18 protein-coding genes, 1 rRNA gene and 1 pseudogene are annotated in these 25,552 nt (G+C 43.5%); 8 read left to right on the forward strand and 12 right to left on the reverse strand.

Annotated elements, in window-relative coordinates; translation table 11 throughout:
* The 3 genes and pseudogenes from F6K64_RS28920 to psb32 all read left to right on the forward strand — a co-directional run.
* A pseudogene (locus tag F6K64_RS28920) lies at window positions 1-127 on the forward strand (DNA-binding protein); the annotation flags it as partial.
* Window positions 128-513: 386 nt separating this feature from the next.
* The gene (locus F6K64_RS28925) at window positions 514-2,772 is read left to right on the forward strand and encodes a PBP1A family penicillin-binding protein (protein WP_008187403.1); all 2,259 of its coding nucleotides are present in this window, start codon (window positions 514-516) and stop codon (window positions 2,770-2,772) included.
* A 754-nt stretch (window positions 2,773-3,526) separates the two neighbouring features.
* Window positions 3,527-4,249, forward strand: coding sequence for a photosystem II repair protein Psb32 (gene psb32 / locus F6K64_RS28930; RefSeq protein WP_008187405.1), 723 nt, complete (start codon window positions 3,527-3,529; stop codon window positions 4,247-4,249).
* 11 nt (window positions 4,250-4,260) lie between these two features.
* On the opposite strand, the gene F6K64_RS28935 is transcribed toward psb32, so the two are convergent.
* From F6K64_RS28935 to F6K64_RS28970, 8 genes are all read right to left on the reverse strand, one after another.
* The gene (locus F6K64_RS28935; RefSeq protein ID WP_075873599.1) at window positions 4,261-4,752 is read right to left on the reverse strand and encodes an RNA-guided endonuclease InsQ/TnpB family protein; all 492 of its coding nucleotides are present in this window, start codon (window positions 4,750-4,752) and stop codon (window positions 4,261-4,263) included.
* On the reverse strand, window positions 4,718-5,578 hold the full coding sequence (locus F6K64_RS28940; protein ID WP_008187407.1) for an RNA-guided endonuclease InsQ/TnpB family protein: 861 nt from the start codon (window positions 5,576-5,578) through the stop codon (window positions 4,718-4,720). The genes F6K64_RS28935 and F6K64_RS28940 overlap by 35 nt, the downstream gene beginning before the upstream one ends.
* A gap of 347 nt (window positions 5,579-5,925) precedes the next feature.
* On the reverse strand, window positions 5,926-6,390 hold the full coding sequence (locus F6K64_RS28945) for a GIY-YIG nuclease family protein (RefSeq protein ID WP_008187408.1): 465 nt from the start codon (window positions 6,388-6,390) through the stop codon (window positions 5,926-5,928).
* Window positions 6,391-6,832: 442 nt separating this feature from the next.
* Window positions 6,833-8,029: a GNAT family N-acetyltransferase gene (locus tag F6K64_RS28950; RefSeq protein WP_008187409.1), complete on the reverse strand. Its 1,197-nt coding sequence runs from the start codon at window positions 8,027-8,029 to the stop codon at window positions 6,833-6,835.
* Between the two features lie 587 nt (window positions 8,030-8,616).
* The gene (locus tag F6K64_RS28955; protein ID WP_008187413.1) at window positions 8,617-9,408 is read right to left on the reverse strand and encodes a GAF domain-containing protein; all 792 of its coding nucleotides are present in this window, start codon (window positions 9,406-9,408) and stop codon (window positions 8,617-8,619) included.
* Between the two features lie 277 nt (window positions 9,409-9,685).
* On the reverse strand, window positions 9,686-11,869 hold the full coding sequence (locus tag F6K64_RS28960; protein ID WP_008187414.1) for a DUF7125 family protein: 2,184 nt from the start codon (window positions 11,867-11,869) through the stop codon (window positions 9,686-9,688).
* Window positions 11,870-11,928: 59 nt separating this feature from the next.
* Window positions 11,929-13,599: an ATPase domain-containing protein gene (locus tag F6K64_RS28965; protein WP_008187417.1), complete on the reverse strand. Its 1,671-nt coding sequence runs from the start codon at window positions 13,597-13,599 to the stop codon at window positions 11,929-11,931.
* A complete protein-coding gene (locus F6K64_RS28970) occupies window positions 13,596-14,084 on the reverse strand; it encodes a hypothetical protein (RefSeq protein ID WP_008187418.1) in 489 nt (162 codons plus the stop codon). The genes F6K64_RS28965 and F6K64_RS28970 overlap by 4 nt, the downstream gene beginning before the upstream one ends.
* 1,190 nt (window positions 14,085-15,274) lie before the next feature.
* On the opposite strand from F6K64_RS28970, the gene F6K64_RS28975 reads away from it, so the two are divergent.
* Window positions 15,275-16,447, forward strand: a complete 1,173-nt coding sequence (locus F6K64_RS28975; protein ID WP_008187419.1) for a pyridoxal phosphate-dependent aminotransferase — start codon at window positions 15,275-15,277, stop codon at window positions 16,445-16,447.
* Between the two features lie 872 nt (window positions 16,448-17,319).
* Here F6K64_RS28975 and F6K64_RS28980 read toward each other — a convergent pair.
* The 3 genes from F6K64_RS28980 to F6K64_RS28990 all read right to left on the reverse strand — a co-directional run bounded on the left by F6K64_RS28980 (window position 17,320) and on the right by F6K64_RS28990 (window position 20,980).
* Window positions 17,320-18,141 carry a squalene/phytoene synthase family protein gene (locus F6K64_RS28980; protein WP_008187421.1) on the reverse strand — a complete coding sequence of 274 codons (822 nt, stop codon included), beginning with the start codon at window positions 18,139-18,141 and terminating at the stop codon, window positions 17,320-17,322.
* A gap of 854 nt (window positions 18,142-18,995) precedes the next feature.
* Window positions 18,996-19,901 (reverse strand): DUF3598 family protein, encoded by a 906-nt coding sequence (locus F6K64_RS28985; protein WP_008187423.1) that lies wholly within the window; start codon window positions 19,899-19,901, stop codon window positions 18,996-18,998.
* Between the two features lie 167 nt (window positions 19,902-20,068).
* Window positions 20,069-20,980 carry a cell division protein FtsX gene (locus F6K64_RS28990; protein WP_008187425.1) on the reverse strand — a complete coding sequence of 304 codons (912 nt, stop codon included), beginning with the start codon at window positions 20,978-20,980 and terminating at the stop codon, window positions 20,069-20,071.
* 426 nt (window positions 20,981-21,406) lie between these two features.
* Between F6K64_RS28990 and def the strand changes: the two genes are divergently transcribed.
* The 4 genes from def (at window position 21,407) to F6K64_RS29010 (ending at window position 25,309) form a co-directional block, all read left to right on the forward strand.
* Entirely contained in the window at window positions 21,407-21,970 is a 564-nt protein-coding gene (def, locus tag F6K64_RS28995) for a peptide deformylase (RefSeq protein WP_008187427.1), read from the forward strand.
* Between the two features lie 402 nt (window positions 21,971-22,372).
* The gene (locus tag F6K64_RS29000) at window positions 22,373-22,573 is read left to right on the forward strand and encodes a hypothetical protein (protein ID WP_008187430.1); all 201 of its coding nucleotides are present in this window, start codon (window positions 22,373-22,375) and stop codon (window positions 22,571-22,573) included.
* 381 nt (window positions 22,574-22,954) lie between these two features.
* Window positions 22,955-24,325 (forward strand): PrsW family glutamic-type intramembrane protease, encoded by a 1,371-nt coding sequence (locus F6K64_RS29005; protein ID WP_008187441.1) that lies wholly within the window; start codon window positions 22,955-22,957, stop codon window positions 24,323-24,325.
* Between the two features lie 204 nt (window positions 24,326-24,529).
* Window positions 24,530-25,309, forward strand: coding sequence for a pentapeptide repeat-containing protein (locus F6K64_RS29010; protein WP_008187442.1), 780 nt, complete (start codon window positions 24,530-24,532; stop codon window positions 25,307-25,309).
* Between the two features lie 118 nt (window positions 25,310-25,427).
* Here F6K64_RS29010 and rrf read toward each other — a convergent pair.
* Window positions 25,428-25,545, reverse strand: a 5S ribosomal RNA gene (rrf, locus tag F6K64_RS29015).
* Window positions 25,546-25,552 lie beyond the last annotated feature (7 nt).

A 25,552-nucleotide genomic window follows, 5' to 3' on the forward strand; every position in this document is an offset into this window, starting at 1 on the left:
GGAAATCCTTGGTCCATGTAAGATTGTCTATAACCCAGATAATCCACTCGATTGTGGTGCTCGTTTGTGGATTGAAACCTTTAGTGATATTCACTTTGTGGGTGGTAGTTTTCCTGCTACTCGCTGAATTGAAGTATGAATGCGCGATCCTCTGATTTTGGGCCAGCCCCCTAAATCCCCCAACTTTGCGGTGCGACCCAAGGGCGATTTACTCGCCCATTGGAAAGCGCACCGGGGGGGACTTTAAGAGTTTTGTTCCCCCCAAAATTGGGGGGCTAGGGGGGCTCAATGATCGAGTGGGGACTTTAAGAGTTTTGTTCCCCCCAAAATTGGGGGGCTAGGGGGGCTCAATGATCGAGTGGGGACTTTAAGAGTTTTGTTCCCCCCAAAATTGAGGGGCTAGGGGGGCTCAATGATCGAGTGGGGAACAGGGAACAGTGGACAAGAGCTGATTGCTAGAGCGATTAGAATGGTTCCAGAAGCACCCAAGCCAATCGCTTATCGCTGACAACCATGAGTTCTCAACCACCCTCCAAACCACCAAAGACCATACTTAGTCAGCTAACTCAGGTAGTACAGACCATTCATGCGAAGGTCAATCTTCAAGCAGTAGCACTAAAGCCTAATGCTAGAGTGCCGGAACTTTGGGTGCAAGACGCTAATACCAACAAATCCGATGTCTATCCCCTGGTTGGGGACCGTTACGTACTGGGGCGCAGTTCCAAATCCTGTGACATAATCGTTCGCAACCCAGTAGTCAGTCAAGTTCATCTCTCCCTAGAACGGTATGGTAGACGTGGCCGTAGGTTTATCATAAAAGACCAAAACTCTACCAATGGTATCTATCGTGGCAGACGCCGACTTTCTTCCTTGCTTCTGTATCACGGAGACACCCTGACCATCGGCCCACCAGAACTCGCTGCATCAGTTCAGCTACAGTACGTCTATCCTCCCCCCTGGTATATCCAAGGAATTCGTTACTTTCTCTATGGCATCGGTGGGATAATTGCCTTAGTGGTATTACTGATTGGATTTGAAACCCTGAAAGCACCATCAGTCAGACCATTGCCCGAGGGAGTCACAGGCCCTGTGATTGTTTACTCTCGTGACCAAATTCCCCTACGGCAACCCCGGACCGATGCTCACCGAGAACTTAGGAGGTTATCGGATTTTTCCCCATATTTGCCGAAAGCAGTGATTGCTTCAGAAGACAGCCGCTTTTACTGGCACTTCGGAGTAGACCCCTATGGGATTATGCGAGCTGTAGTGCGGAATCTTCAAGGGGGAGGTATTCGCGAAGGTGCTAGTACGATCACTCAGCAGGTAGCAAGAAGCCTATTTCCCGAGTATGTCGGTCGAGCCAATACCGCAGACCGGAAAGTGCGGGAAGCAATTATTGCCCTAAAGTTAGAGACAGTTTACAGTAAGGACGCGATCTTAAAGGCTTACTTAAACCGAGTTTACTTAGGTATAGAAGCATTTGGTTTTGAAGATGCTGCTCAGTTTTACTTCGACAAATCAGCAGCTAATGTGAATATCCAAGAAGCCGCTACTTTGGTAGCAAGTTTGCCAGCACCCAATAGCTATAACCCAATCCAAAATTATGATACCTCATTACAATTACGGAATCGGGTGATTGACCGCATGCACGCTTTGGGAATGATTGGTCGAGAGGAAGCCAATCGAGCTAGGCGATCGCGGATTGAAGTTAGCCCCAAAGCCCGAGAAATGCTTTCTAGCACCAAGGCACCCTATTTCTATAACTACGTTTTCCAGCAATTGAGGAGGTTACTGGGCAAAGAGTTGGCTAAGGAAGGTAATTTTATTGTAGAAACTACTGTAGATACTGAGTCTCAGGCCAAAGCTGAAGCTGCTCTACGGGACTATGTCAAGAACACTGGTAGCCGCTTAGGATTTTCCCAGGGAGCGATCGCAAGCCTGAATACCAGTAATGGCGAGATTCTAGCCATGGTTGGAGGAGCCGATTACCAAAAAAGCCAGTTTAATCGCGTTATCCAAGCCAAGCGTCAACCAGGCTCAACCTTTAAACTCTTTGCCTATGCTGCTGCCTTAGAAAAAGGGATTTCACCAACCGAAACCTACTCCTGCTCTGGGATTAAACGGATTAGACGTTGTGAGCGGTCTGGAGATGCTACTGAAATTGATATGTATGCTGGTTTGGCTCAATCGGAAAATGCGGTAGCGATCAGGGTAGCTCAAGATGCTGGTTTAGATAGAGTAGTACGGATGGCGCAACGGTTGGGTATTAGCTCAAAACTGGATCCTGTGTTTGGTTTAGCCTTAGGTCAAAGTGAAGTTAGTCTATTGGAAATGACTGGAGCCTATGGTGCGATCGCAAATCAAGGGATGTGGTATCGTCCCCATGGCATTATCAGAATTCTCGACAGTAGTGATTGCACGGATAACCAAGACTACCAAACCTGTCGAGTAATCTACAACTTCGCTGATCAGCCAAATATCAGCAAGCAAGCGGTTTCACCAGCCGTAGCCAACACCATGACAGAAATGCTTCAGGGTGTAGTAACCAGTGGCACCGGTCGCAGTGCCCGGATTGGTCAAGGAGAAGGGGGAAAAACCGGTACTACTGATAAAAATGTAGACTTGTGGTTTATCGGTTTTATTCCCAAGCATCAGATCGTTACAGGGATTTGGTTCGGCAATGATAATAATTCTCCTACTAGTGGCAGTAGTAGCCAAGCTGCCCAGTTGTGGGGTAAATATATGGCTCAGGTGGTACCGAAAGAGAGTTGATACCGATACTTTTTAGCTACCAAAGTCTACCAATATCGACCCCTTTTCGAGGTTGAAAGTTATCGCTATCTTGACACTCCCTGGTCATTAGACGCGGGGATTCCTAGATCGACGAACCACCGTAAACCGACGTGTCCTCGGGAAGAGGCAGTACTTAACCAAGAATCCGTAGTAACCTACCAAATTCCCAGTCAATTCACGACAGACCTAGAGGGCAGTTCTCCTTAGGCGTTTGGGTACTTACTTGAGAGTGCCTTAAAAACTGTTTTCCTCCCTTTTCCCATGTTCCGGTGTGCCCCACCGTACATTGAGGTACGACCCAAGGGAGATTTACTTGCCCTAGGAGGCGCGCACCGTGTTTTTTCAAAAGTGTTTTTTCTAGGTTCACACGCCAATTGTTGGTTGACGATTGGGTTTTTAAAGAGGACTTTCCCTACCCTCTGAGCATTACTACTTTATAGGCGGTCAGACATGGTTTCCTTCCAGCTGTCTATCACGGTTTTTCAGCCTGTACTCTATACTTAATTATACATGAATTGCGACGACGATACCGGAATTCCAGAAATATTTTTTCGCGGTGGCTAAAGCCACTATATAATAGTTAAATTTCCTAGACCTGACTGGTGACATGTTAGCAGTTTCACTAATTACCATTATCTTGCCGATAAATAAGATTAGGTTGATGGCCAGTTTCATAGTATTTTAGGGACAAGCCTATTTTGAGAGAGTCAACGTCTTTTTTGTCAGCTTTGTTATGAAACAGCTCCTCAACCAACTACAAAACCAACACAAATACATAAAATCCCTAATTATCCCTGTTTTAGCTATCCTGTTAGCAAGCGGAATAATTGCAGCACCAGCCAATGCCATCAATCTCTATCAAATGCCTAACATTAGCGCTGGAGAACCGACTTGGGTAATTGACAAGTCAGAAGTTCTCTCTCGCTTTACAGAAGGCAAGTTGACTCAATCCTTAGAGGATTTAGCGAAAGCAACGGGCAATCAAGTTAGACTTGTCACTGTCCATGGCCTAGATTATGGTGAAACAGCAGCAACCTTTGCCCAAGGGTTGTTTGAAAAATGGTATACTACTCCAGAGGAGCAAGCTAATCAAACCTTGATAGTGCTGAATACTGTGACCAATAACAGTGCTATCGTTACTGGCAATGCCGTTAAGGAAATTATGTCCGATGACATTGCTGAAAGTGTGGCTTCTGAAACCCTAAAGGTGCCGCTGCGGGATGGTAACAAGTATAATCAGGGTTTCTTAGATGTAAGCGATCGCATAGTAGCTGTTTTATCTGGCGAACCTGATCCTGGTCCTCCTGTAGTTGAAGAAGAAATCAACATTGCTGGCAACTTTAAGAGTGCAGAAGAAACTAAAAACAGCAATGCCACCCTTTGGGTTGTAGTTATTTTGGTTGTTGCTACAGTTGTGCCGATGGTTACCTACTTTTTCTACCAAGGTTTTTCTTGACACTCCCCGGTCTAAAGACGCGGGGATTCTTCACTCAACGATCCGACTTGCTGAACCTTGCCGGAGCCAAGAACAGTAGAGGCCAAATCTCCTGAAGCGTTGGGGTCTAAGACCCAGGTTCCGGTGTGCCCCACCGTACCTAAGGCTCTATTAAGAATGTTGATTGCGGCATTATGGTCTCTGTCTAATTTGCAACCACATTTGCACACGTGAGTTCTAGTTGACAGGGACTTTTTCACCGTTTCGCCGCATTCAGAGCAGTTCTGACTAGTATAGGCGGGATTCACTGCTACAGTGACTCGGCCAAACTTAGTTCCAAAATACTCCAACCATTTCCTGAATTGATACCAACCAGCATCATTAATAGACTTAGCTAGACAATGATTCTTGACCAAATTTTTGACTCTTAAGTCTTCGTAGGCGACCAGGTCGTTAGACCGGATTACGCAACGTGCCGGAGACGAAACCTTAGAAGAGTGCAGCCTTACAACAAAACCTGCCACCTTTGATGCATAGCCTATCAACTATAAAGGCTGCACTCTTCTTGCGGTAACTTCTAACCAGTCTCTTGGCGTGTTCTTCACGTTGCCTACTTATGTTAAGATGATGCCTGCCTAGTCTATTAATAGCTTTTCTGCGATTGGATGAGCCTTTCTTTTTGCGAGAAACTCGACGTTGATAAAACTTTAGACGCTTTTCTCCAGCCCTGTAAAATCTAGGATTAGGCTCAGCGTTTCCATCAGAGTCAGTATAGAACTCTTTTAGACCTACATCTAATCCTATGGTTCTTTTGGAGGGGGTTAATTCCTCTTTTACCTCAACTGCAACACAGAATTGTACATAGTAGCCATCAGCTCTTTTTACGATGCGAACCCGTTTAATTTGCTTCAAATCAAAGCGCCACAAGTCCCATGTCCCTTTGAGCTTCAGCTTACCTATGCCTTTTTTGTCCCTGAAAGTTATAGCTTTTTTGTTAGGTGAAAGCTTCCATCCAGATTGTTTGTACTCAACAGAGCGACAGTGCTTTTGGAATCTGGGGAAACCTTTCTTTCCTAGCACCTTCTTTTTGCAGTTGTCATAAAATCGGACAATCGATGACCATGCACGCTCAGACGCTGCTTGTCGTGCTGTTGAATTCAATTCATTAGCGAAAGGGAACTGTTTAGCTAGTATCTTGCAGTATTTACTAAGATCATATTTTCCAGTCCCTTTATTGTCCATCCACAATCTAATGCAAGAATTACGAATAAACTTGACCGTCCGAATAGCCTCGTCTATTGCAGTGTACTGACTATCTTTCCCGTACGCTTTGAATTCAAGTATGATCACCGGATATCGACCTCCTCCGTTACTATTTTAGTCTACACTATATGGCGACAAATACCCGGACAGATTCAAATATTCACGGCGACTAAAGTCGCTACTAGCTTTCATCCCGGAGACGAAACCTGATTAATAGTGCAGCCTTACAACAAAACCTGTCACCTTTAATGCATAGCCTACCAACTTGCTTTGGCTGCACTATTCTTGCGGTAACTTCTGACCCGGTTTAAAAACACGGGGCTTTCAGCTTTGGTTGTTCCGTAAATAACCAGCTATCAGCTGTCAGCTGATAGCACCTCAAGTAGCGTGCACGCAGCTGACAGCTGATAGCTGACAGCTGATAGATTACAAAGTCAAAGAGATGATATATATCTCATCACTTCTGGAGTCGCATCAAACCATTCCCCAGAAATCCTAAGATGTTGGAACTTTCTGTGAAATTCGGTTTCCATCTTAGCACTTCCTGGGATAATTTTTATTAGTTCTAAAGTCTTTACACTCTTAGTTTCAAGCCCTCTAATATTACCATTGGGGTTAGTAGTGTAACCGATCCGAATCGCATTGCGTCCCTTGTCTAAGATAAAGTAAAGCCTAGCTGGATTTTCTTCCTCAGGGCTGGAGAGGCAGCTTTGTACTAAAGTCCCTGTGGCTTTGTGCAACCGAATAAAGGTTTGAGCGTCACTAGCGTATTCTGGAAGCTTAGAACGCTCTACAGCCATGGTCATATAACGCAATGCGGCTGCGTGTCTTCCCTCCGACGCTTCATCGACAGCCAGGGCTAGCAGGTCATAGGGTGAGCATTGGCGAAAATTACTCATTATTGTTGTACTTGGGCTGAGCAATACCTGATTTGTATGCTAGGAATTGGTAATATTAGCACACCTAATGACCTTATGTAAAGACCTGATCTCAATTCAGATCCGGGAAATCTGATCTGTGCTTTGGTAAGCTATCAGCTATCACCTAATAGACATCTCCAAAAATTAACCTCAAACCCTTGCACTGCCTGGGTCAAAACCGAGTTTCTGGAGATGTCTAATGCGATCGCGCACCCTACTTGATGTGCTATCAGCTAATGTGCTAAGCGCACCCTACTTGATGTGCTTATGGGCTATTAGGAAGCTACGGAACTTTTGAATAAAATAAGTAAGCATTCTTTTAATATTAGTTATGGCAAGCTGACGGCTGACCGCTGACCGCTGAATGCTTACGTGCTTTGTGCAAAAGCCACGTTTATTCAAAATACTCCTCAACTGCTAATCAATCCGGAATCTGAAAGTTAATCTCGCGCTTAGTAAAGGGCAAATCTTGATTAATAGCCTCAATTTCCTCACGTTCCATTAAATTAACCTCATCGATATAGTTTTGAAAAATCCGGTCAAAGCGTTTATCGTAGAATCGATGAACACTATAGTTAGCAGTTGCTGGGAAACCACGACGCTTCTTGTGACGCCCACCAGCACCAGGGTCAAACATGGTGATTCCTTGGCCGATTGCCCACTCAATCGGTGCATAGTAACAGGCTTCAAAATGTAGGCAGTCAAATTCTTGAAAACAGCCCCAATAACGACCATACAAATGATTGCCCTTATTTATACAAAAGGACATTCCTACTGGTTTTTGGTCATCCTCCTCCCGATAAGCAGCAATTAGTACCACTCGCTGACGGTAGTTAGGATACAACTGTTTAAAAAACTGGCGCGTGAGATATTTGCTACCCCACATAAATTTATCGCAGGTGCTGCTGTAGAAGCTGTAGATTAAGGGAAACAAGGATTTTTGAATGTCATCCCCCGTTAAGATTTTCAGGGTCAGACCTGCTTTGGCTACAGCCTTACGTTCTCGTTTAATATTGCGGCGTTGATTGGCATTAAAGACCTTTAGGTAATCCTCAAAACTACTAAAGCCTTGGTTTTGCCAAATATAGCTGTGATGTAGCCAGCCCTTAAAACCATTGCGTTCAATTACTGGTCGCCAATCCGGGTCAACAAAGAGGAAGTGACAACCAGACAGATGATTGCGATCGCAAAAATTATCAATAGCACTTACCATGATTTGTGTCAACTGATCTTCATCTTCTCCCGGTGCGATCAAAAACCGATAGCCTACCGCTGGGGTAAATGGTGTCATACCCAACAACTTCGGATAATAGGAAATGCCCAAGCGATAGGATAAATCCGCCCACTGTTGGTCAAAGACAAACTCTCCGTAACTGTGACCTTTGACATACATAGGTGCAGCAGCGATCAGCTGTCTATCTCGCCACACCGTTAAGTGATTGGGCAACCAACCGGTTTTAGCAGTAGCACTGCCAGATGTTTCAATAGTATTCAACCACTCCCACTCCAGAAAAGGGGTTTTTAGGGGTTGGGCAAGGTGATCCCAAGGGGATTGGGGAATATCTGCCATGCGGTTGACCCAGATAACGGAATAGTCAAGCTTGGGTTGTTGAACCATTGGGGTAATCTAGGATTAGGGGAACTTGAGATTGGTCAAGTCAGCAAGTCTGTTCGCGTAGCGTGGCCATTCGCGTAGCGTGGCCAATAGGCCAAGGCCAAGTCTGAAACAATTCCTTCGATCAATTACTCAGAAACTGGCATGTTTGTTACCTTGAGCCTTAACGTTTTTACAGTTTACTTCAAGTATGTAACTTCAAGTTTTATTTTATCGATCGAGGGAGTTATCAGACGAGATATGACCAGATATCCTGTCTCTTAGTTTAAGTTAAATTAACTTGACACCATAGGCTGGCATTGTACCTGCACCAAACAAGACCCCATCAGCGAGAGCCACTTGTTTTTCCAGATGGGCTAGAAAGGTTAGTAAATCTTTTACATAACACATCTAGTCACAGACTTCAAACCCTGAAGGTCTTGATAGTCAAGGAAAATCCTTGGCAGATCTACTCGCATCCGATCAGGTCAACGGCAGTTTGCCCTGATCATCAAGTCAGCTCTGCTACAGACACCAGCCTCACAACGGCAGATATTGTCGAGCTATCCGGTAGTGATTAACCAACAAGGGAAAGTTTTGACTGATCACTATCAAGAGCCCAGTGAGCTGATAACCTTCAATTGTTTCTCACCAAAAGCGTCTGCTTCTGAACTAGCAATGGTAATTAGACCCTTGATTTTACGGTCATCAATCACTGGCACGCTCAGAAATGACCGCACTCCTGCCAAATCCAAACCCCCAGATACTATCCCCACTACCTGCCCATCATTTCCAATCACTGGTAAAGAAACCACGGCAACCCACAGGTTACTCTTCGCCCGAAAAACTGTTGATATATAGGTGCGTCCCTTGATAGCTTGTTGAAAATAGCGGCGATCGGAATAGTATTTATCAATTAAATCTAATTCCGGGGCTTCTGGGTAGCGATAAATCATCACCCCCTGACGATTGATTAGATTCCAGCCCGCCAATCCAGCCATCGCGTTTTGCATCAGGGTGCTCTCTCGTAGTGCTTGCCCTAAGGCAGCAACATTTAGCGATCGCGTTTCCGAACAAAATGCTAGAAAACTTAGAGTAACAAACAGTCGCTTCAGGTCATTTTGGGCTAAATAAGCCACGGTTTTTGGGGCATCAGTTTCCTGTGATGCCACTAACTCCATCTGAATTTGGTCTGGTTGGAGGTCTAGGTCAGTTAAGCTAGCCAAGGTAATCAGTGCCAAAGCTAGCAATTGCTCAGCCGCAGTAGTAGTTGACTGCTGACCTAGCACAATAAGCAACCGAGTCTTTTGCTCTTCTAGAAGAAGCATACCACAAATTGGTGGGTCAATAGTTGCCTTGATTTGGTCAAAGATTGTTTGCCACACCGCTTGGTTGCCTGTCATAATTTTTAAACATAAATGTTTTTATATTAAGGGGCAATGATAGTGTAAAGGCTATTTAGCATCAGAATCTAGACCGTATTTCTCAAACAAACTCATAAATATAAGACTAACGGCTGAGAATAGTTGATCAGTTCATAAATTTTGGTATTTTGCGCGCGTCTTTCTGGAGTGGTCGATAGCAAAAGTTTGTTCCGACACGCTGATTTCGCTAGATGTTATGGAAGCGTCGAGAGATTTTCTACTGTTTGGGAAATGAATCGTGATCGAGAATCGTTGATTAAGATGGGGTGCTCTCAATCACAATCCCGTTAGTGGGGGAGATACTGTAAGGGTAGGGACGCTGATCTGCCTTAGCGCCACGAATTTTACTAATTCGCAGCCAATTTTTGTAGCCAATGTCTGCTCCGTTATTCATTTCATCCCAGTCAGGTGAATAAAGGTCTATTACCAGATCATAAAGGTTCAGTAAATTGTAGCGATCGCTTTTTTCGATTCCGTCCTGAGCAAAAATATCTAACACTGCCACATCAGGCTGACGGAGTTGGCGATTTTTGCGGTAGACCAGCTTAATAAATTCTCTAGGGGTACAGCTGATTAGTAGAGGCGTGAGGGAGTCAAAGATTACTCGACAGGGTTTAGGCATTTGCTCGAGCTGTTGCGCAATCCTGAGCAAAAGCATCTCCGGGTCATTGAGATTCAGGTGTACAGAATTTGCTGGCAATGTCTCTACCATGGGACTAAAGGTATCGAGGATCACCAACTGCCCTGCTTCCAGGTAGGGGTCAGGGAGTAATCCCCAACTTGGGAGGGTTTGATAAACTTGCTGCCTAGGAATATCGGCACTAATATATAGCACTGATTCTTGGCGATGCAAGCCTGAGAGCAAAAACTGATAGGCTAGGGTACTCTTACCCAGTCCGGGAGCGCCCTCCACCAAGCAAGCGGTGTTATAGGGGATTTTGCCTGGGAGCAATTGTTGCAGTGACCCAAACACTAAATAGGTCGTATCCCCAAGAAATTTTAATGATTCGGTGGTTGAGGGGGGGGATATTTGGCTGGGACTGTAAAATATCTCAATACCGTTTTCTGTGATTGCCATGGGGTGAGAACCACAGACATGGTCAGATGCTCGCATTTTAAACACTTCTAGATAGCGATCGCGTCTACGACCAACCAGTTCTTTTGATAGCACAATCATGCCATCGACAATGGTTTCTTCCACACCAAAGCTGGATAGGTGTCCAGTTTCATGAGCAGGGATACCTGAGATCAAGATACCCACTCCACCGATTTGTTGCATCAGGGTTGCCAATTGGAAGGTCTTTTCTCGCTGGATGGCTCGGTTATTGACTTTGTAGAGCAAGACTGATATTGAATCCACCACAAAACGTTGAGGCTGGAAGGAGGCGATTTCCTGAGCAATTTGATCTAGGTGTTCTTCAACCCGGATGTTAGTTTGGGTAACAAAGACAATGCGCAGCATTTCCTGTTGAATCAGAAGTTCTAAGTCCCAACCAAAACCGGCTGCCATCTGGGACAGATGAGAGGGGGTTTCCTCAAAAGAAAAGAGCAAACCTTTTTCCCCTCGGTCAACTCCAGCCATGAGAAACTGTAGGCCAAAGGTAGTTTTACCAGTGCCAGCAACTCCCGAGAGGATGATTGAACGACCGTAGGGGATACCTCCCCGCAACAGTTTATCCAAACCCGGAATTCCCATCACCATAAGCCCTGCTGGCACTGACCAACTCACCGACTTTTGCCTGAGGGTTAGGGTAGGGCTGAGAATCCGCACCCCCACATTAGTGATCACAAACGGAAATGGTTCCATATAGGGTGCCAGACCCCGTAATTTATGAACCTGTAACCAACGGCGTTGCTCCCCTGCCTCCTCATGGGTCGAAAGGTAAATAATGCCATCAGCCAAAGCAAATTCTGCACTGTTGCTAATCTGGGAGCGATCGGATTCACTCACTAAAAAAGTAGTGCAACGAGCACTGGCGAGGCGAACCGATAGTTCGTAGCAAAAACGGCGGAATTCACCACTTTTTTCGGTCAGGTCAGCAATGGCCTTAAAAGAGTCAATAACTATAACTTCTGCTTGATGTTGATTGACCAAACCCACTATATGATCCGCCAACCTAGGCATCGGTTGTTCAATTAAGAATGAACCGAGATCACTATAGATCACCTGCTCACCAAATACTTGAGCATCGAAGAATTGGAAGTGCTGCATATAACGCACCACCTTGAGGGTTGGCTCGGAAAGGGTACTGAGATAAAGAGCTCTCTTATGGGGTTGGTTCTTGATAGTGTTAAACAGAATCTGCTGCACCAAAATGGTTTTGCCAGTGCCAGGAGCCCCTGCCAAGATATTCAATGAGTAGATGGGAAAGCCACCGCCCAAAACGGCATCCAGATTTGGCACTCCTGTGGACATTAATTTGATTGTGGGCTTAGTCATTAGCCATTAGTGATTAGTCATTAGTGGTAATTTAACTAATAATCAATCCAAATAATCAATCAAATCGTAGCTTTGTAATAGGTTGTATTCTGATGTTCCCAGGTAATTACCATACCCTGCTGCTTGAGATTCTCTAACTCATGGAGCAAGTCTTGAGGGCTGAATCCAGTGCGATTGGCTAATTCATTGATGTCCATCTCCTCCACCCCCTGCAAGATTTTCATGATATTACGACTCTGGTTAAGCAACTCCTTAAAGCCATTGTCATTCGAGTAAGTATTATTAAAGACAGGCATTCCAGTCAGCACACCAGTTTGAGCTTGAATCACCTCGTCGATGCGAATTCCATCTGAGGTAATTTCAAAAAACCGGATTTCTTTGCTGTGGGGCGCTCCCCTGACCTTCATAATGTTTATGGCTCGTCCAATGCGACCGGATAGTTCTACATAGCGCAAGAGGATAACATTATCCACCACAAAGGATACGCCATGTTCACTCAACTGAAACGGTCCGAATAGCTCCCCAATTTCGTTGGTTACTATGGTGGTCACACCTTGAAGTTTAAACTGGTTCACTAAGGAGTAAATATAGTCTTTGTAGCGAACCTTATTTGGGGTGGCAATCTCAATATCCTTGAGAGAATCAAGCATAATCCGGCGAGCCTTAACCCTTTCTACAACAGCTTTAACTTTAGCAGCATGGATATCCGGCTGTAGTTCTACGGGAGAATCATACAGATGCACTAGCATTCGCTGCTTTTCCATGGCCTCTAAATCCCAACCTAAGGACAGGGCAATGGCTTTGAGCTGTTGGGGATTTTCTTGAAAGGTAACAATTACTCCAGGCTCCCCTTGGAGAATTCCAGCCACAATGAAGTGAAGTCCCATCAAGGTTTTACCAGTGCCTGCGCCTCCAGCAACCATAGTTGCCGTGCTATGCTGCAATCCCCCATCTAACATCCTATCCAGTTCAGGGATGCCAGTGGAAAGTTTTTGTTGGCTGGTCTTCTGCTTCGATGATAAGTTTTTCAGCATCTTAATCCGGGGATAGACTTCTATGCCAGTCTGACTGATTTCAAAGGGATGCAAGCCGGTAAAATAATTTTCCCCTCTGAGTTTGAGCACATCTAAATAACGCTGGTAGTGTAACCCCAGAGGCTGATTTTGCAGACGAATAATCCCATCGGCGATGGCAAAGATGGGTTGATGTTTAATTTCTTCGTCAGTGTATTCCCCTACTAAAAAAGCTGTTACTCCCCAAGTAGTCAGACGCACTGAGAGGTCGTAGCCAAACTTACGTACTTCTACGGGATCCGTTGCCAAATCATGAATAGCTTTAAAGCTATCAATGCCGATCAGCCCAGGTCGGTACTCCTTTACGTAATTAATAATGGCAGCGATCGCTTCTGTTAGACCCTGCTCTCGGATAATCTCGCCGATGTCGAGATAAATTACCGCAGTACCTACCTTACTGGGGTCAAAAAAATCAAACTTTTGTAGGTAGTGCAGTAATTTTACTGAAGGTTCCGATAGGGTAACGAGATAAAGGGCTTTGTGCTGTGTACTAGCATTGGTGTATAGTATTTGCTGGGTAAAGATTGTCTTACCAGATCCGGGTGGCCCAGTGATGATGTTAATGGACAATTCCGGAATACCACCAGCCAGAATCGAGTCTAGACCAGGAATACTAGTAGGCAGTTTACCTAAGGGCTTTGTCCGAGGCCTGATCATATAAGTTTTTTCCCTTCAATTTCCTTGAGTAATTGTCTGACTAGAATGTCGCCCGTCAAGATGGCTAGAATATCGATTAACGTTGTGACTAACTCTTTGAGGGCCTCAGGAATTAGTAACCGTTGTTCTGGTGAAACCTTTTGGCGAAACACCTCAAACGAAATTCCCTCGGCACTCGATTCTAAATAGCCAATCAGGGGATATTTTTCCGTTGTCAAAGCTAGAGCTCTTTCCATAATCGACACTACTGTCACTCTACCTAAGGTCGGCATAATCCGGCTCCAGATCGTGGTGAGCAAATCTTCGTAAATGTCGATAACTTCTTCTTTACGGGCCTCGGTCTTCGCCTGGTCAACTTGCTCCTGGACTTGCTGTTGAAGTAGTTGTGGCGATCGCATCTCCATTTCTCTATCAGGATCGCTCATAGCATTATCCTCAAATTTTCGTTCCCACTTAAGGTTAAGAAAACTATTAGTTGTAGTCATGGGTATCTATGGATAATTCCCAATGTATCCCATCAATTTACAAAGCTTATTCTACTTTTTAATTTAATGGATTTGGTTATATATTTTTTTAAATTTTGTTAATTTTATTTTTAATTTTGAATTAAAAATAACGAAACTTATTTTATTAAAATAAGTTTTATTAACAAATAATAGGGTTTATCATAGCTATGAGGTACACATAATTTTTTACCTTTTCCCTCTTACCTGCTAGTTGCTAACAAGTTGCTGCCCCCTAAAACTCAGGAATCTGTACCTCATCTAAATAAGAATTGCTATAAACACAGGCTTTAAAGACAGGGCAAACGCATCTCACTTAGATTGACAAATAAGCAAGAGTGTGATATAATAACCAGGTTAAGTTGATCAACAAATATAAAATAATGAATTCATGACTAATTTTTAAGAACTCGTTGGCGTGTCTGACAAATGAAAAACGGCGTGTTGATGCAATAGCCACTCGCTATTTCATCAACACGCTGATTATATTTTGGTTGTAAAAGCTAATCAAAAACTTCTTTATTAAGAAGTAAAAAATTGGTTTAATTCAGCAATATAATATGAATTGATATTAAACTAATATAGTTATGATAATCAAATATAATAACTAAAACTAAAAATATATATAATTAATGTCAATGTGTATAGTTAACTGTATGCTAACACCCAATAATTCTAGTAAATTGATTTTACTTATTTAAAAATTTCAACTATTCGATTTATAATCGAATAGTCTGCTCAATGCAATACCAGGGTAAGCGCAAGAAAAAATTGCCCATAATGTGCATTGGCTGGATATCGGTTGATCGTGGCTCGAAACCCCTATAATCTCGTAGAACTGTACTCGCAATAGAGTTAAGTTGTTGAGAATGACGCGGTCTTTTTCGAGGGTAAGCCACGGTTTATTGATTCTTGCGCTTACCCTGAATGCAATACCAATCAAATTAAGTCATAATCAGGACTATCTTTGGGAATATCCTGTAATAGTTAAAATTCAAAAATATATATTTTATAAAACTTGCTTAAGTTAGATGCGTTTACCCTGCCTTTAAGGATAGCAATACAATACTGAACTAAACCAATCAAAAAATTCAGTTGTTTTTATCTCGATTAACTGCTGAGATTAGCTAGTATAAACCACGGGTGCGTTCACTCAAAAACAAAAAGAAACTATGAAAAACCTAAGCTCCCGCATGCAGGCGGTGCAGTTGCCAGTCATTCCGATGGTTGCGGAACTGATCCGTAAATATCCTGAGACCATATCCTTAGGACAGGGGGTGGTCTATTATGATCCCCCCCCAGAGGCAATGGCAATGTTGCGTGAATTCTACAGCTTACCAGACAATCATAAGTACAAACCCGTACATGGAATTGCGGCCTTGCGAGAGGCAATTGAGGCAAAACTGCAAAGTGATAACGACATTGAGATCAACTCCGCCAACCGCATCGTTGTCACCGCAGGAAGCAACATGGCGTTCATGAACGCGATTCTAGCAATTACCACTCCTGGGGACGAGATTATTCTTCAAACGCCTTACTATTTCAACCACGAAATGGCGATTCAGATGGCTAGCTGTCATCCAGTGCTGGTGGCAACCGATGAAAATTACCAGCTACGTCCGTCCGCGATCGCACAGGCTATTACCGACAGAACCAAGGCAGTAGTTACCATATCACCTAATAATCCTACTGGGGCGGTATATTCCGAAGAGGCATTGCGTCAGGTAAATCAACTCTGTGGGGATCACGGAATTTACCACATCAGTGATGAAGCTTATGAGTACTTTACTTACAACGGGGTGAAACACTTTTCCCCTGGTGCCTTTCCCGAAAGTAGTCAACACACTATTTCTCTCTACAGCCTCTCCAAAGCCTACGGTTTTGCCAGTTGGCGGATTGGCTACATGATTATTCCAGAACACTTGTTTGAAGCAATTCAAAAGGTTCAGGATACAATCCTAATTTGTCCCCCAGTCATTTCTCAGTATGCGGCTTTAGGGGCATTGAATACTCGAAAAGATTACTGTCAACCTCATATTAATGCGATCGCGTCTGTACGACAGGTGGTATTGAACTCCCTGAAACGTCTAGAGGGTTTGTGTACCATTGGTTCTGCGGATGGAGCGTTCTATGTTTTCCTAAAAGTGGATACTCAGTTGGATGCTTTTGAGTTGGTAGAGAGACTGATTCGGGAACATCGGGCAGCTGTGATGCCAGGTAGCGCCTTTGGTATTGAGGACGGGTGTTACCTCAGGCTTGCTTATGGTGCTTTGCAAAAAGAAACTGTAGCAGAGGGTATTGAAAGATTCGTTGCGGGTCTTAACGAAATTTTACAAAAAGTTTGACCCAAGGGCAGGAGATGCAAAAAATATTTTGTATAAAAATTGACTCACAAATTGCCTACAAGGGGTGAGGTATCAGACCAGTTTTTTTTCTAGTGAACCCACCAAGCAGGGGTGGGTTCATAATACATGCTATTGAGACTGATGTCATCTAAACCTGCTTACTGGCTTGGTTTTGGCAAAGTCTGGTTAGGCGTTATTGATGCTTCTGTCTGGCAGAATCCACCATAACACCGGAGACAAAATCATACAGGAAATAGAAAAAATCAACACCAGTAATAGAACTTGGCTCAGTTCGCTATCCATAGGTCTTACCTCTTTACTATCGACTCAGGCTTTTTAAAGCCTCTAGATTTATACTTCAATCTGAGTTAAGTGTATTCCGGATAACAAATTCTGGGTAGTTCTTATGGTAAAGATTTGTCTACTCTGGTGATACTTATAGTTAACTTATAATAAGTTTTATTGCAAAGTCGCTGAAAGTAAAGAAATATCATCCCAAATACAGTTGACTAATTATCATTACCTTCTCAGGTAATCGGTAATTGGTCATGGGTAATTGACGGTTACCAACTCAACAAATTAGTGTTGAACATCTAATTACTAGAGTCAAACTCTTTAGAGTAATTTAATAAAGTCAACCTTTCTTAAATTAATAGATACAAAGCTGTAATTTTGGAGGTTTATCAACAGTAAATAACTCAACACCATATCTTTCCTTAGATACGATCGACTTTTCACCGATTGGCTTATTCTTGCTCAAAGCAATTTTCAATAGTGTTTTAGCACTTTCCTCCAGATGTCTATTGAAGAAGTTTGGTATTTTGTGCATCACAACAATGCAATGCTTTCGTCCTGAACATTACGATTTAGCACTACCTCGCACTCAACTTATCAACAATACCAATCACTGCCTCACGACTCAGTTTAGCTTGTCCGAGAGCTAAAACATCAAGTGTTGCATGAGCCAAAGCAAGAGGAATTTGACAAAAATTTCTAGCTGGACCTTTGGGAAGATCGTTAGTATAGGCATCAGCTAAAGAAAGATTTATACGGGCATACCTTTGCATAGTTTCTGAACTCCATCCCTGAGGAAAGAAATCCACGTGACGTGTCAAATCATCAGTTCGATTACGTAGAATGTTAACTGCCTGTAAGCCTCGACCAAAACCAATTGCCTGGTGACGATTTGTTTGGGTTCCATCATACCAAGCCCACAAATCAGAAAGTAATAATCCTACAGAACCAGCAACGCTGAAAGTATAGCCATTCAAATCACCCTCTGTACGAATCTTCCAACCGCACTCAACCCAGTAAGCCATTCTATCTGCCATTGCTGAAGTTGCTTCCCAAATTCGAGGTGCAATGGTTTCTGGTGCTAGAATTGCCCATTCACCAATACGAGTTGTTACCTCTGGAAGTGTTTCGTATTTACTTAAAACTGCAAGAAGTTCATCAGTAGTAGAACTAGCAGTATAGCTGTCGCCCATTGTTTGTAGGTTTAAGCTAATTGTTCTTAACAGCGCTGCTTTGGTAGACTTACCAAGTTGAGGATGATCTTCAATTTCATCAATTGCACGCATGCATAAGTAGGCAGAAGCGACAGCTTCTTGAAGGTCTTTGGGGAGAGTACTAATTGGAATATAAAAAGTCCGACTAGTCTCTTTGAGAATCTCTAAGCTACCTTTATAGGTCATCTTTACCAATCCATATTCGATATGGGGCAAATTTGAACAAGTTTTTTGGATGTGACTGAAATTTCAAGATATTATACCACTGTTATTTTGGATTTTATCCAGAATGTTGAATTTTGATACAAAATTTTACAAATTTAACGTAAGTTGCTAGTTACCGCTGTGGAATAGAAACGATAAAAATGCGCAACCTTATGCCAGTTAACTGGTTAAAAAAGCTATAGCGCTGGTTCAGGTGGAATAGGGAATAGCGCTATAGCTTTTTTAGATTAATCCACCCTGCGCGCCTCCTAGGGCGAGTAAATCCCCCTTGGGAGCATGTCACAAATGCCTAACATTTGTACGCTTATCTGGGTAATGGGTAATAGGTAATGGGTAATAGGTAATGGGTAATAGGTAATAGGGGGAGCATGTCAGAAATGCCGAATATTTTTACCATTACTATAGCCCCCGGGTAAAAGCCAAGCTCTAATGGTACATAGTTGATCTGTTCTGCAACTAAGACCGGCTCAATAACAGAATTTTTGGTGTTTTGTCAAGTAGTTCATTTGTTCGGCAAATTTGACCTGCTCCCATCCCCCTTGGGTCGCACCGCTATGTTTACATCTAAAATCAAAATGCTACATAGCATTTCCAAATAGAACATGAAACCAAATTTTGATTGCTCATAACATCAAAAAATACTTGTATTTCTTTCCTACTGATCCGAAGTTACCTTTATCCATCAATCGTAATTTCACATATCGTTTAAAAACGCTATAGATAATATCTCTTCAGGTTGACTGGGTTGTCAAAAAGCCCACCTACTTCATGCTTGATACTTTATCCTTGATACTTCATGCTTGATACTTCATCTTTTATTCTTTTATATAATGCCCAGAAGATACTTTGTGCTCTCTTACCAAAGTAAGACTAACCCATTGCCCTTTATCGTTAAAAGAGCGAATCAGCCGCTGACGTTGGTTAGTTTGCCACAACCAACCTACTTCTAGGAAGAAAGAATGACCTGGCTTAACCGTTATTGGACAAGTAGATGATGCCCCATCGGGCAATAATAAAACTTGAGTAGAAACAGCACCCTTCTCTTGGTGCGCGTTCCCTAGGTCGGGAAACCCGACCGGGGTCGCACCGCCGTCAAAATACAGAATTGACCCATCAATCTTAGCGCTAGAGGTGATGGTACGTAATGATTCTCCTGTGCCAAATGTGAGTTGTTGTACTAAGCGGTTACTTTCATGATGCTGAAGTTTAAGGTGAGTAGGATAGATGTTAGGCGATCGCAAATCAGAATAAAGGGTTACTGCCTCTCCACGCCACTCTCCGAGCAACTGTTCCAAGGTTAATGCTGGACGTTCTGGTGTATCCGTACCCGCCAGTTTTTCTCGAATTAAGGTCAACTGCTTCAGCTGACTCTCCCTGTTATACAGTTGCACCATCCGCAGACGACGGTTACCCTCAATCAAGCCAAATTCTGCCCCAAATTCGGGATAAGGAGCCCACTGTAGTGCGCCTTGGGAAAATGCACCAGTGTCAAAGAACATAAGATAGCGATCTACATGGGTGTATTCCAGAACTCGGTTGAATATAGCTTGTTCAGGTGGCAGATAGCGAAGAGTCAAACGAATTTTGTGGTTATCGTCGAGTCCTTCTATAGTGAGCACAGAGGGAATATCTTTTAACTGTTGCCCTTTTGGTGAGAATGTGGTAAAGGAACCATGCCAACTCCCTTGATTTTGCAAAAAACATTCCCATTGCGATCGCATAAGTAGTCCTTAGTGATTAGCTCTTAGTCATTAGTATCATTAGTTGTTAGTCGTGGGTCATGAGTCTGTCTACCAACCTCCATTCCATCATTGCTCTGTTGGTCTAACCACTTGCCATGACACTAACCACTGACAAAATACCAGAATTAGACCAAATTTTGGTAACCTCATTTTCCGATAGCGATGCTTTCGAGACTAACAGCTAAGCAGCTACCGAGCAAACCCACTGAACCCCCGAGAATCAACAGCAGTAAGGGTAACACCACAATTTTAAGTGGGTCAGGTGGCACCACTGTAGCGATAAATTCGATAAAATCAGGTCCAGTCGCGAGCAGATTAGTCAGAAATTGCCGCAGACCGATCAACAAAACCCAGGCTAGGGCTGCCCCAGCTACACCAAAAGTAATTCCTTGCAACATGAATGGCAGATAAATCCAGGATCTGGTTGCCCCAACTAGCTGCATAATCTCAATTTCCTGGCGTCTTGCGATCACAATCAGGCGCATTGTGGTGGTAACAACTGCCACTGCCGTCAGACTGAGAATGGTAGTAATGATCAGACTCACCCAGCCTAAACCATGATGAAGCTGTCGCATTTGTTTGAGAGTCTGATCCATATACTGCACCTGATCTATTCCTGGCAACTGTGACAACTGCTGGGCAAGAATTAGCACATCCTTTGGTTTGCTTACCTTTACCTTCAGTTCATCCACTAGGGGATTCCCTTCCAACTGTTCCGTAGCAGCAGCAATGTCCGAAATTCCCAGTTCCTCAACCAAGGATGCCCAAGCTTTTTCTTTGGAAATAGTTTGAACCGCCATCACCTTGGGCAATTTCTCAACTGCTGGTAAGACCATTTCTGCCTCAGCCCCTGGTTCGAGATAAACAGCCACTTCTAGTTGACTCCCCAACTGATTGAGTAGCCCACCTAACTGCCAGGAGGCTTGCCAGCTTATACCAAACAGAAACAATAGGACAGTGACTGTGCTAACTGCCGCCCAGTTGCTCCAGCCGCCACGTTGTAGACCTAAGAAAGTTTCCCGCAGCAGGTAGTCCAGTTGAGTGAGAAATTTAAACATCCGTCCCTGACTTGGTGTTACTGTTGGGTTCTAACCGATAGAGCTGCTAGTTTCCAGGAAAATCAAAAGCTGTAAAAGAATTTTGGGATAGCAATAAATCACAACAAACGTACGATTTTGACATAATACCCACCTATGGGCGACCAGGGATAATCAATGAAATCATTGGGGCGCAGTCCCCATCCCCTCTCTTGGTGCGCGTTCCCTTGAGGAGGTTCAGGCAGCGCCTTGTCGCACCGCAGCGCGAAGGCTCTTGGGGCGTGGGGCATGATAAACTAAGAAAGCGAGGCAAGACTATAATAATAGACCAACTTAGGCACTCTGTCTTAGGCACTCTGTTGAAGAATGTGTATGTTGAGTGTTCTAATCCTTTAGCAGCTAAGCGTCTAACCCTAAGCATACCCTGACTCACAAGTCGATAACCCCATGACTGCTGAACTTATCGTTGAAAAGAAAAAATTAGAGAATCCACCATTAACAATTCATTATCTAGGCGATCGCGTCCTGCGTCAGCCTGCTAAGCGGGTTGCTAAAGTAGACCAGAACATCCGGAAATTAGCTGAGCAAATGCTGCAAACCATGTACAGTGCAGATGGTATCGGTTTGGCAGCCCCTCAGGTCGGGATTAATAAGCAAATGATTGTGGTTGACTGTGAACCTAATAACCAAGATAACCAACCACTGGTGTTAATTAACCCAGAAATCAAGAGTTTTGGTAGCACCCCGTGTGATGGCCAGGAAGGTTGTTTGAGCATTCCCGGTGTATATTTAGATGTCACCCGTCCAGACGAAATTGAAGTAGCTTACAAGGATCAAAACGGACGCCCTAGAACCTTAAAGGCGAATGGATTACTATCTCGCGTCATTCAGCATGAGATAGACCACCTTAAAGGAGTGATGTTTGTTGATCGGGTGCAAAATGGTCTAGCCTTGACTGAAGAATTGAATAAGCACGGGTTCTCACCCCAAGCGGTGAAACCAATTAAATAACTATACCAATCTGAGTTTATTTGTGAAACCTCTGGTGAGGTGGTGATGGGGTGATGGGAAAGACTATAACGACCTGTTCTTGTTAACTTTTCAATTACGATGGCTATAGTCACAGTAATCTTTCTACTCCCTTAACCTTCTACAACTTACTGAACTGTGACTGCTCTTATAAATTTGATCTGAAGTGCGGTTAATCACTTATAATAGGGTTTATCTAATGGGTATAAATTAAAAATTGGGAATTGTTAATATTGAATTTTAAATTAACTAACACCCAAGCATCATAAATAGTAAAACGGGCTAGATATGACCTATTACTTAGCGGTTAGGTTTAATTGATTGCCCCACAGCTAATTTCAATCTTATGATTTCTGATAATAATATTTCACAAAAAAGCTTATGATGACCCCAAAAAGTGCTCTGTTTTTGATGATTGCCTGTGTTGCTGGGATTGCGGCTGTGGGTTCAATTTTTGAACTTTCCTATGGTGACCCCGAGTTAGGGAATTTGGTGACTGGAATTATCCTCGCTGCTAGTATTCCTATCGGTGGTCTCTCTTTCTACCTAGCGGTGCTTGATGCCAGAGCGAATATAAAGGGCTAAGGACATTATTAAAATATAGTAGTGCAATTCGTTTGGTGGTGCAATTCCTTTGCTAGAAACCATTGAAAACGGTGGATGATTAGGATCCAAGGATATACAAAAACGTTGGACAACTGATTACTATGCTGGTGATGTTAATGCAGCCAAAGTAATCCAAAGCCTCTGCTAAGGGGACTGTTGGGCATTTGGGAAGTATGCGAGCGATGCAGCGCGGTCTTGGGGAAAACCCCCACTCGCGCTCTCCATCAAGACAGGAGGGTCGATGTTTCTTCTATCTGTGTTGATCGAGAGATCTGCAAACCAAAGAAACGTTCTTGAAACTAGAATCCCCTGCCGGATTAGCATGGGGAGTATGAATAACCAATAACGACCAAAGTAGCAATGACTGGTCAAGTTTACAGTGGATTTCTGCGCCAGCTTTCCACTAGCGATAACAAAGAGATACTCGCCCTACTACCCCTTTCTGAATTAGAGGATAACGTCATTGGACGTGACCCTAACTGTAAAATTTCCTTAGATCCCTATCGCTACGTCAGCGTATCGCGCCGTCATGCGGTAATTAGCCCTCTGACCCCTCTAAAAAATGGCTGTCCCCGCTGGGAAATTTGTGACCTTGATAGTGTGAATGGTACCTATGTGAATGGCGAATATTTGCAGGGTTGTCAGCAATTGCACTCCGGGGATCGGATTGAGTTGGGTCACGATGGTCCAAAATTCATCTTTGAGTGCGAGGTAACGACATCCCTTAATTTACCATCTATCCCATCCCAAACTATTGCCATAGAAAAACCCCTAAAACCGATTAGCAAGATACCAAAGCCTCAGACCGATTATGTCACCTTTACCCAACTGTTTCCCATCTTTTCAACAGGACGGGATTTAAATCAAAAAGCTTTTTTGGCTCCTGGTATCGTGACTGTACTCTTTGTGGTATCAATGTTTGCTGCAGTTGGTCAACCAGTAGTTTTTAATCTTTTGCTAGCTGCCTACTTGGCAGGATTAGCCTATTACTTTGTTTACCAACTTTGTGGCAAACCTAAACCTTGGTGGGTTCTGCTGGGTAGTACTCTATCCACCAGTTTAATTTTGGTCAGCCCGCTGCTGCCCCTATTTATCAAAATTTTTCGGGGAATTTTACCTGGCGACATACCACAACTAGGTGAAGTTGTCAACTTGACTACTTTATTCATCCGGATGTTTTTTGGTGCTGGGTTAATGGAAGAGTTGCTCAAGGCTATACCTATGCTGGGACTATATGCTTTGGGACATTTCCTGCGTACCCCTTGGCGAGAAAGAATTGGTGTCTGGGAACCCCTCGATGGAATTTTATTGGGGACAGCATCGGGGGTGGGATTTACCTTGGTAGAAACCTTAGGGCAATATGTGCCGAATATTATAGAGGGTGTGATACTGCCAACTACTGAATTGGAGGGTGACCTGTTAGGATTGCAGTTGCTGATTCCTCGGGTTCTTGGCTCAGTGGCAGGACACATGGCTTATAGTGGATACTTCGGGTATTTTGTTGGGTTAAGCGTCCTCAAACCCCGTAAGCGTTGGCAGATCATAGGCATTGGCTATCTGAATGCTTCTGCTCTGCATGCCTTGTGGAATGCGATGGGATATGTTAATAGTATACTCTTGGCAATAGTTGGGGTTGTGTCCTACGTCTTTTTAACAGCGGCAATTCTCAAAGCAAGGGCACTATCACCAACGCGATCGCAAAACTTCGCTACCCAATTTTTTAAAAATTAGGGATACTTATGAAAGTTTAAGGTTTAAAGTTTAAGGTTTAAAGTTTAAACTTTAAAGGGGTTTAGAAGTTTAGCCTATCACATTAACTAAAAACTTTAACCACAACTAGGATTTACACTTCATAATTCATAATTGCTAATTTACACTTCATAATTCATAATTACTAATTCATAATTAGCAGCTGTTTTAAAAACAATGAATTCTATGAACATCAAACTCACCATTTTAACCACTGCGGCTTTACTAACCACGACCAGCCTCAGCACCATTGCTAAAGCTGAAAATCTAGCTCATACTCAACAGTTACTGTCAACCAAACAGTGTCAAGGGTGTGATTTAACTAGGGTAGGTTTGATTATGGCTGACTTAGTGGGTGCTAATCTCGCTGGGGCTGACTTGAGTCGTGCTAATCTCAGCCGTGCTAATTTGACAGGAGCTGACCTGAGTGGTGCCAATCTCAGTGGTGCTTCTCTCAATGGTGCTAATCTTGCTGGTGCTAATCTTGCTGGTGCTAACTTATTCAGTACTGACCTGAGGGAAGCGTTTTTAGTTAATGCCCAATTGTATGGTGTGAGCTTGAGTAATGCTTATATACAAGGAACCATCGGTATTCCAGATTATGCAGGTACCGCAGAAGATTTCTATGCGTGGGGAGTAGTAGAAGCCAAAAGAGGTAACTACAAAACTGCCATTGAGTATTACGACAAAACCTTGAGCATGAAGCCTGACTTTGCTCCAGCTTTTTTGGCTCGTGGTATGGCTCGTTTCAGACTGGGAGAGGAAGTAGCAGCGACCCAAGATGGTACTATCGCTAGTGAACTCTTTAAAGAACAAGGAAATATTCCTGGATACCAGGCGTCACAGAGTTTAGTTAAAGGCATAGAAATTGCCCAAAATTCTGCAACCTCTAAAGGAGGTTCTAATTTAGGCAACGCCCTGGCATCGGTTGGTAGCATACTCTTGAGATTTCTTTCTCCCTTTTAAGTGGCTATTTTAAGTGGCTAAATTTTAGGTGTGGCCTGATGGGGAAGTACAATTATCCCTAAAACCAAAACCTCCTCAGGTCAAGGTTACCTAAGGAGGTTTTAGTCTAAATTAATTATCCTGGCACTGAGCTATTTTAGCAGGCAGCTACCCACCAACTATCTTCGCCGCAGCTACGTTTCACCTCCGAGTTCGGGATGGGGTCGGTGTGGTTCCGTAGCGCTATAAGCACCAGGAAGTGGT

This window comes from Moorena sp. SIO3A2, assembly GCF_010672265.1.
Taxonomy (GTDB): Bacteria; Cyanobacteriota; Cyanobacteriia; order Cyanobacteriales; family Coleofasciculaceae; genus Moorena; species Moorena producens.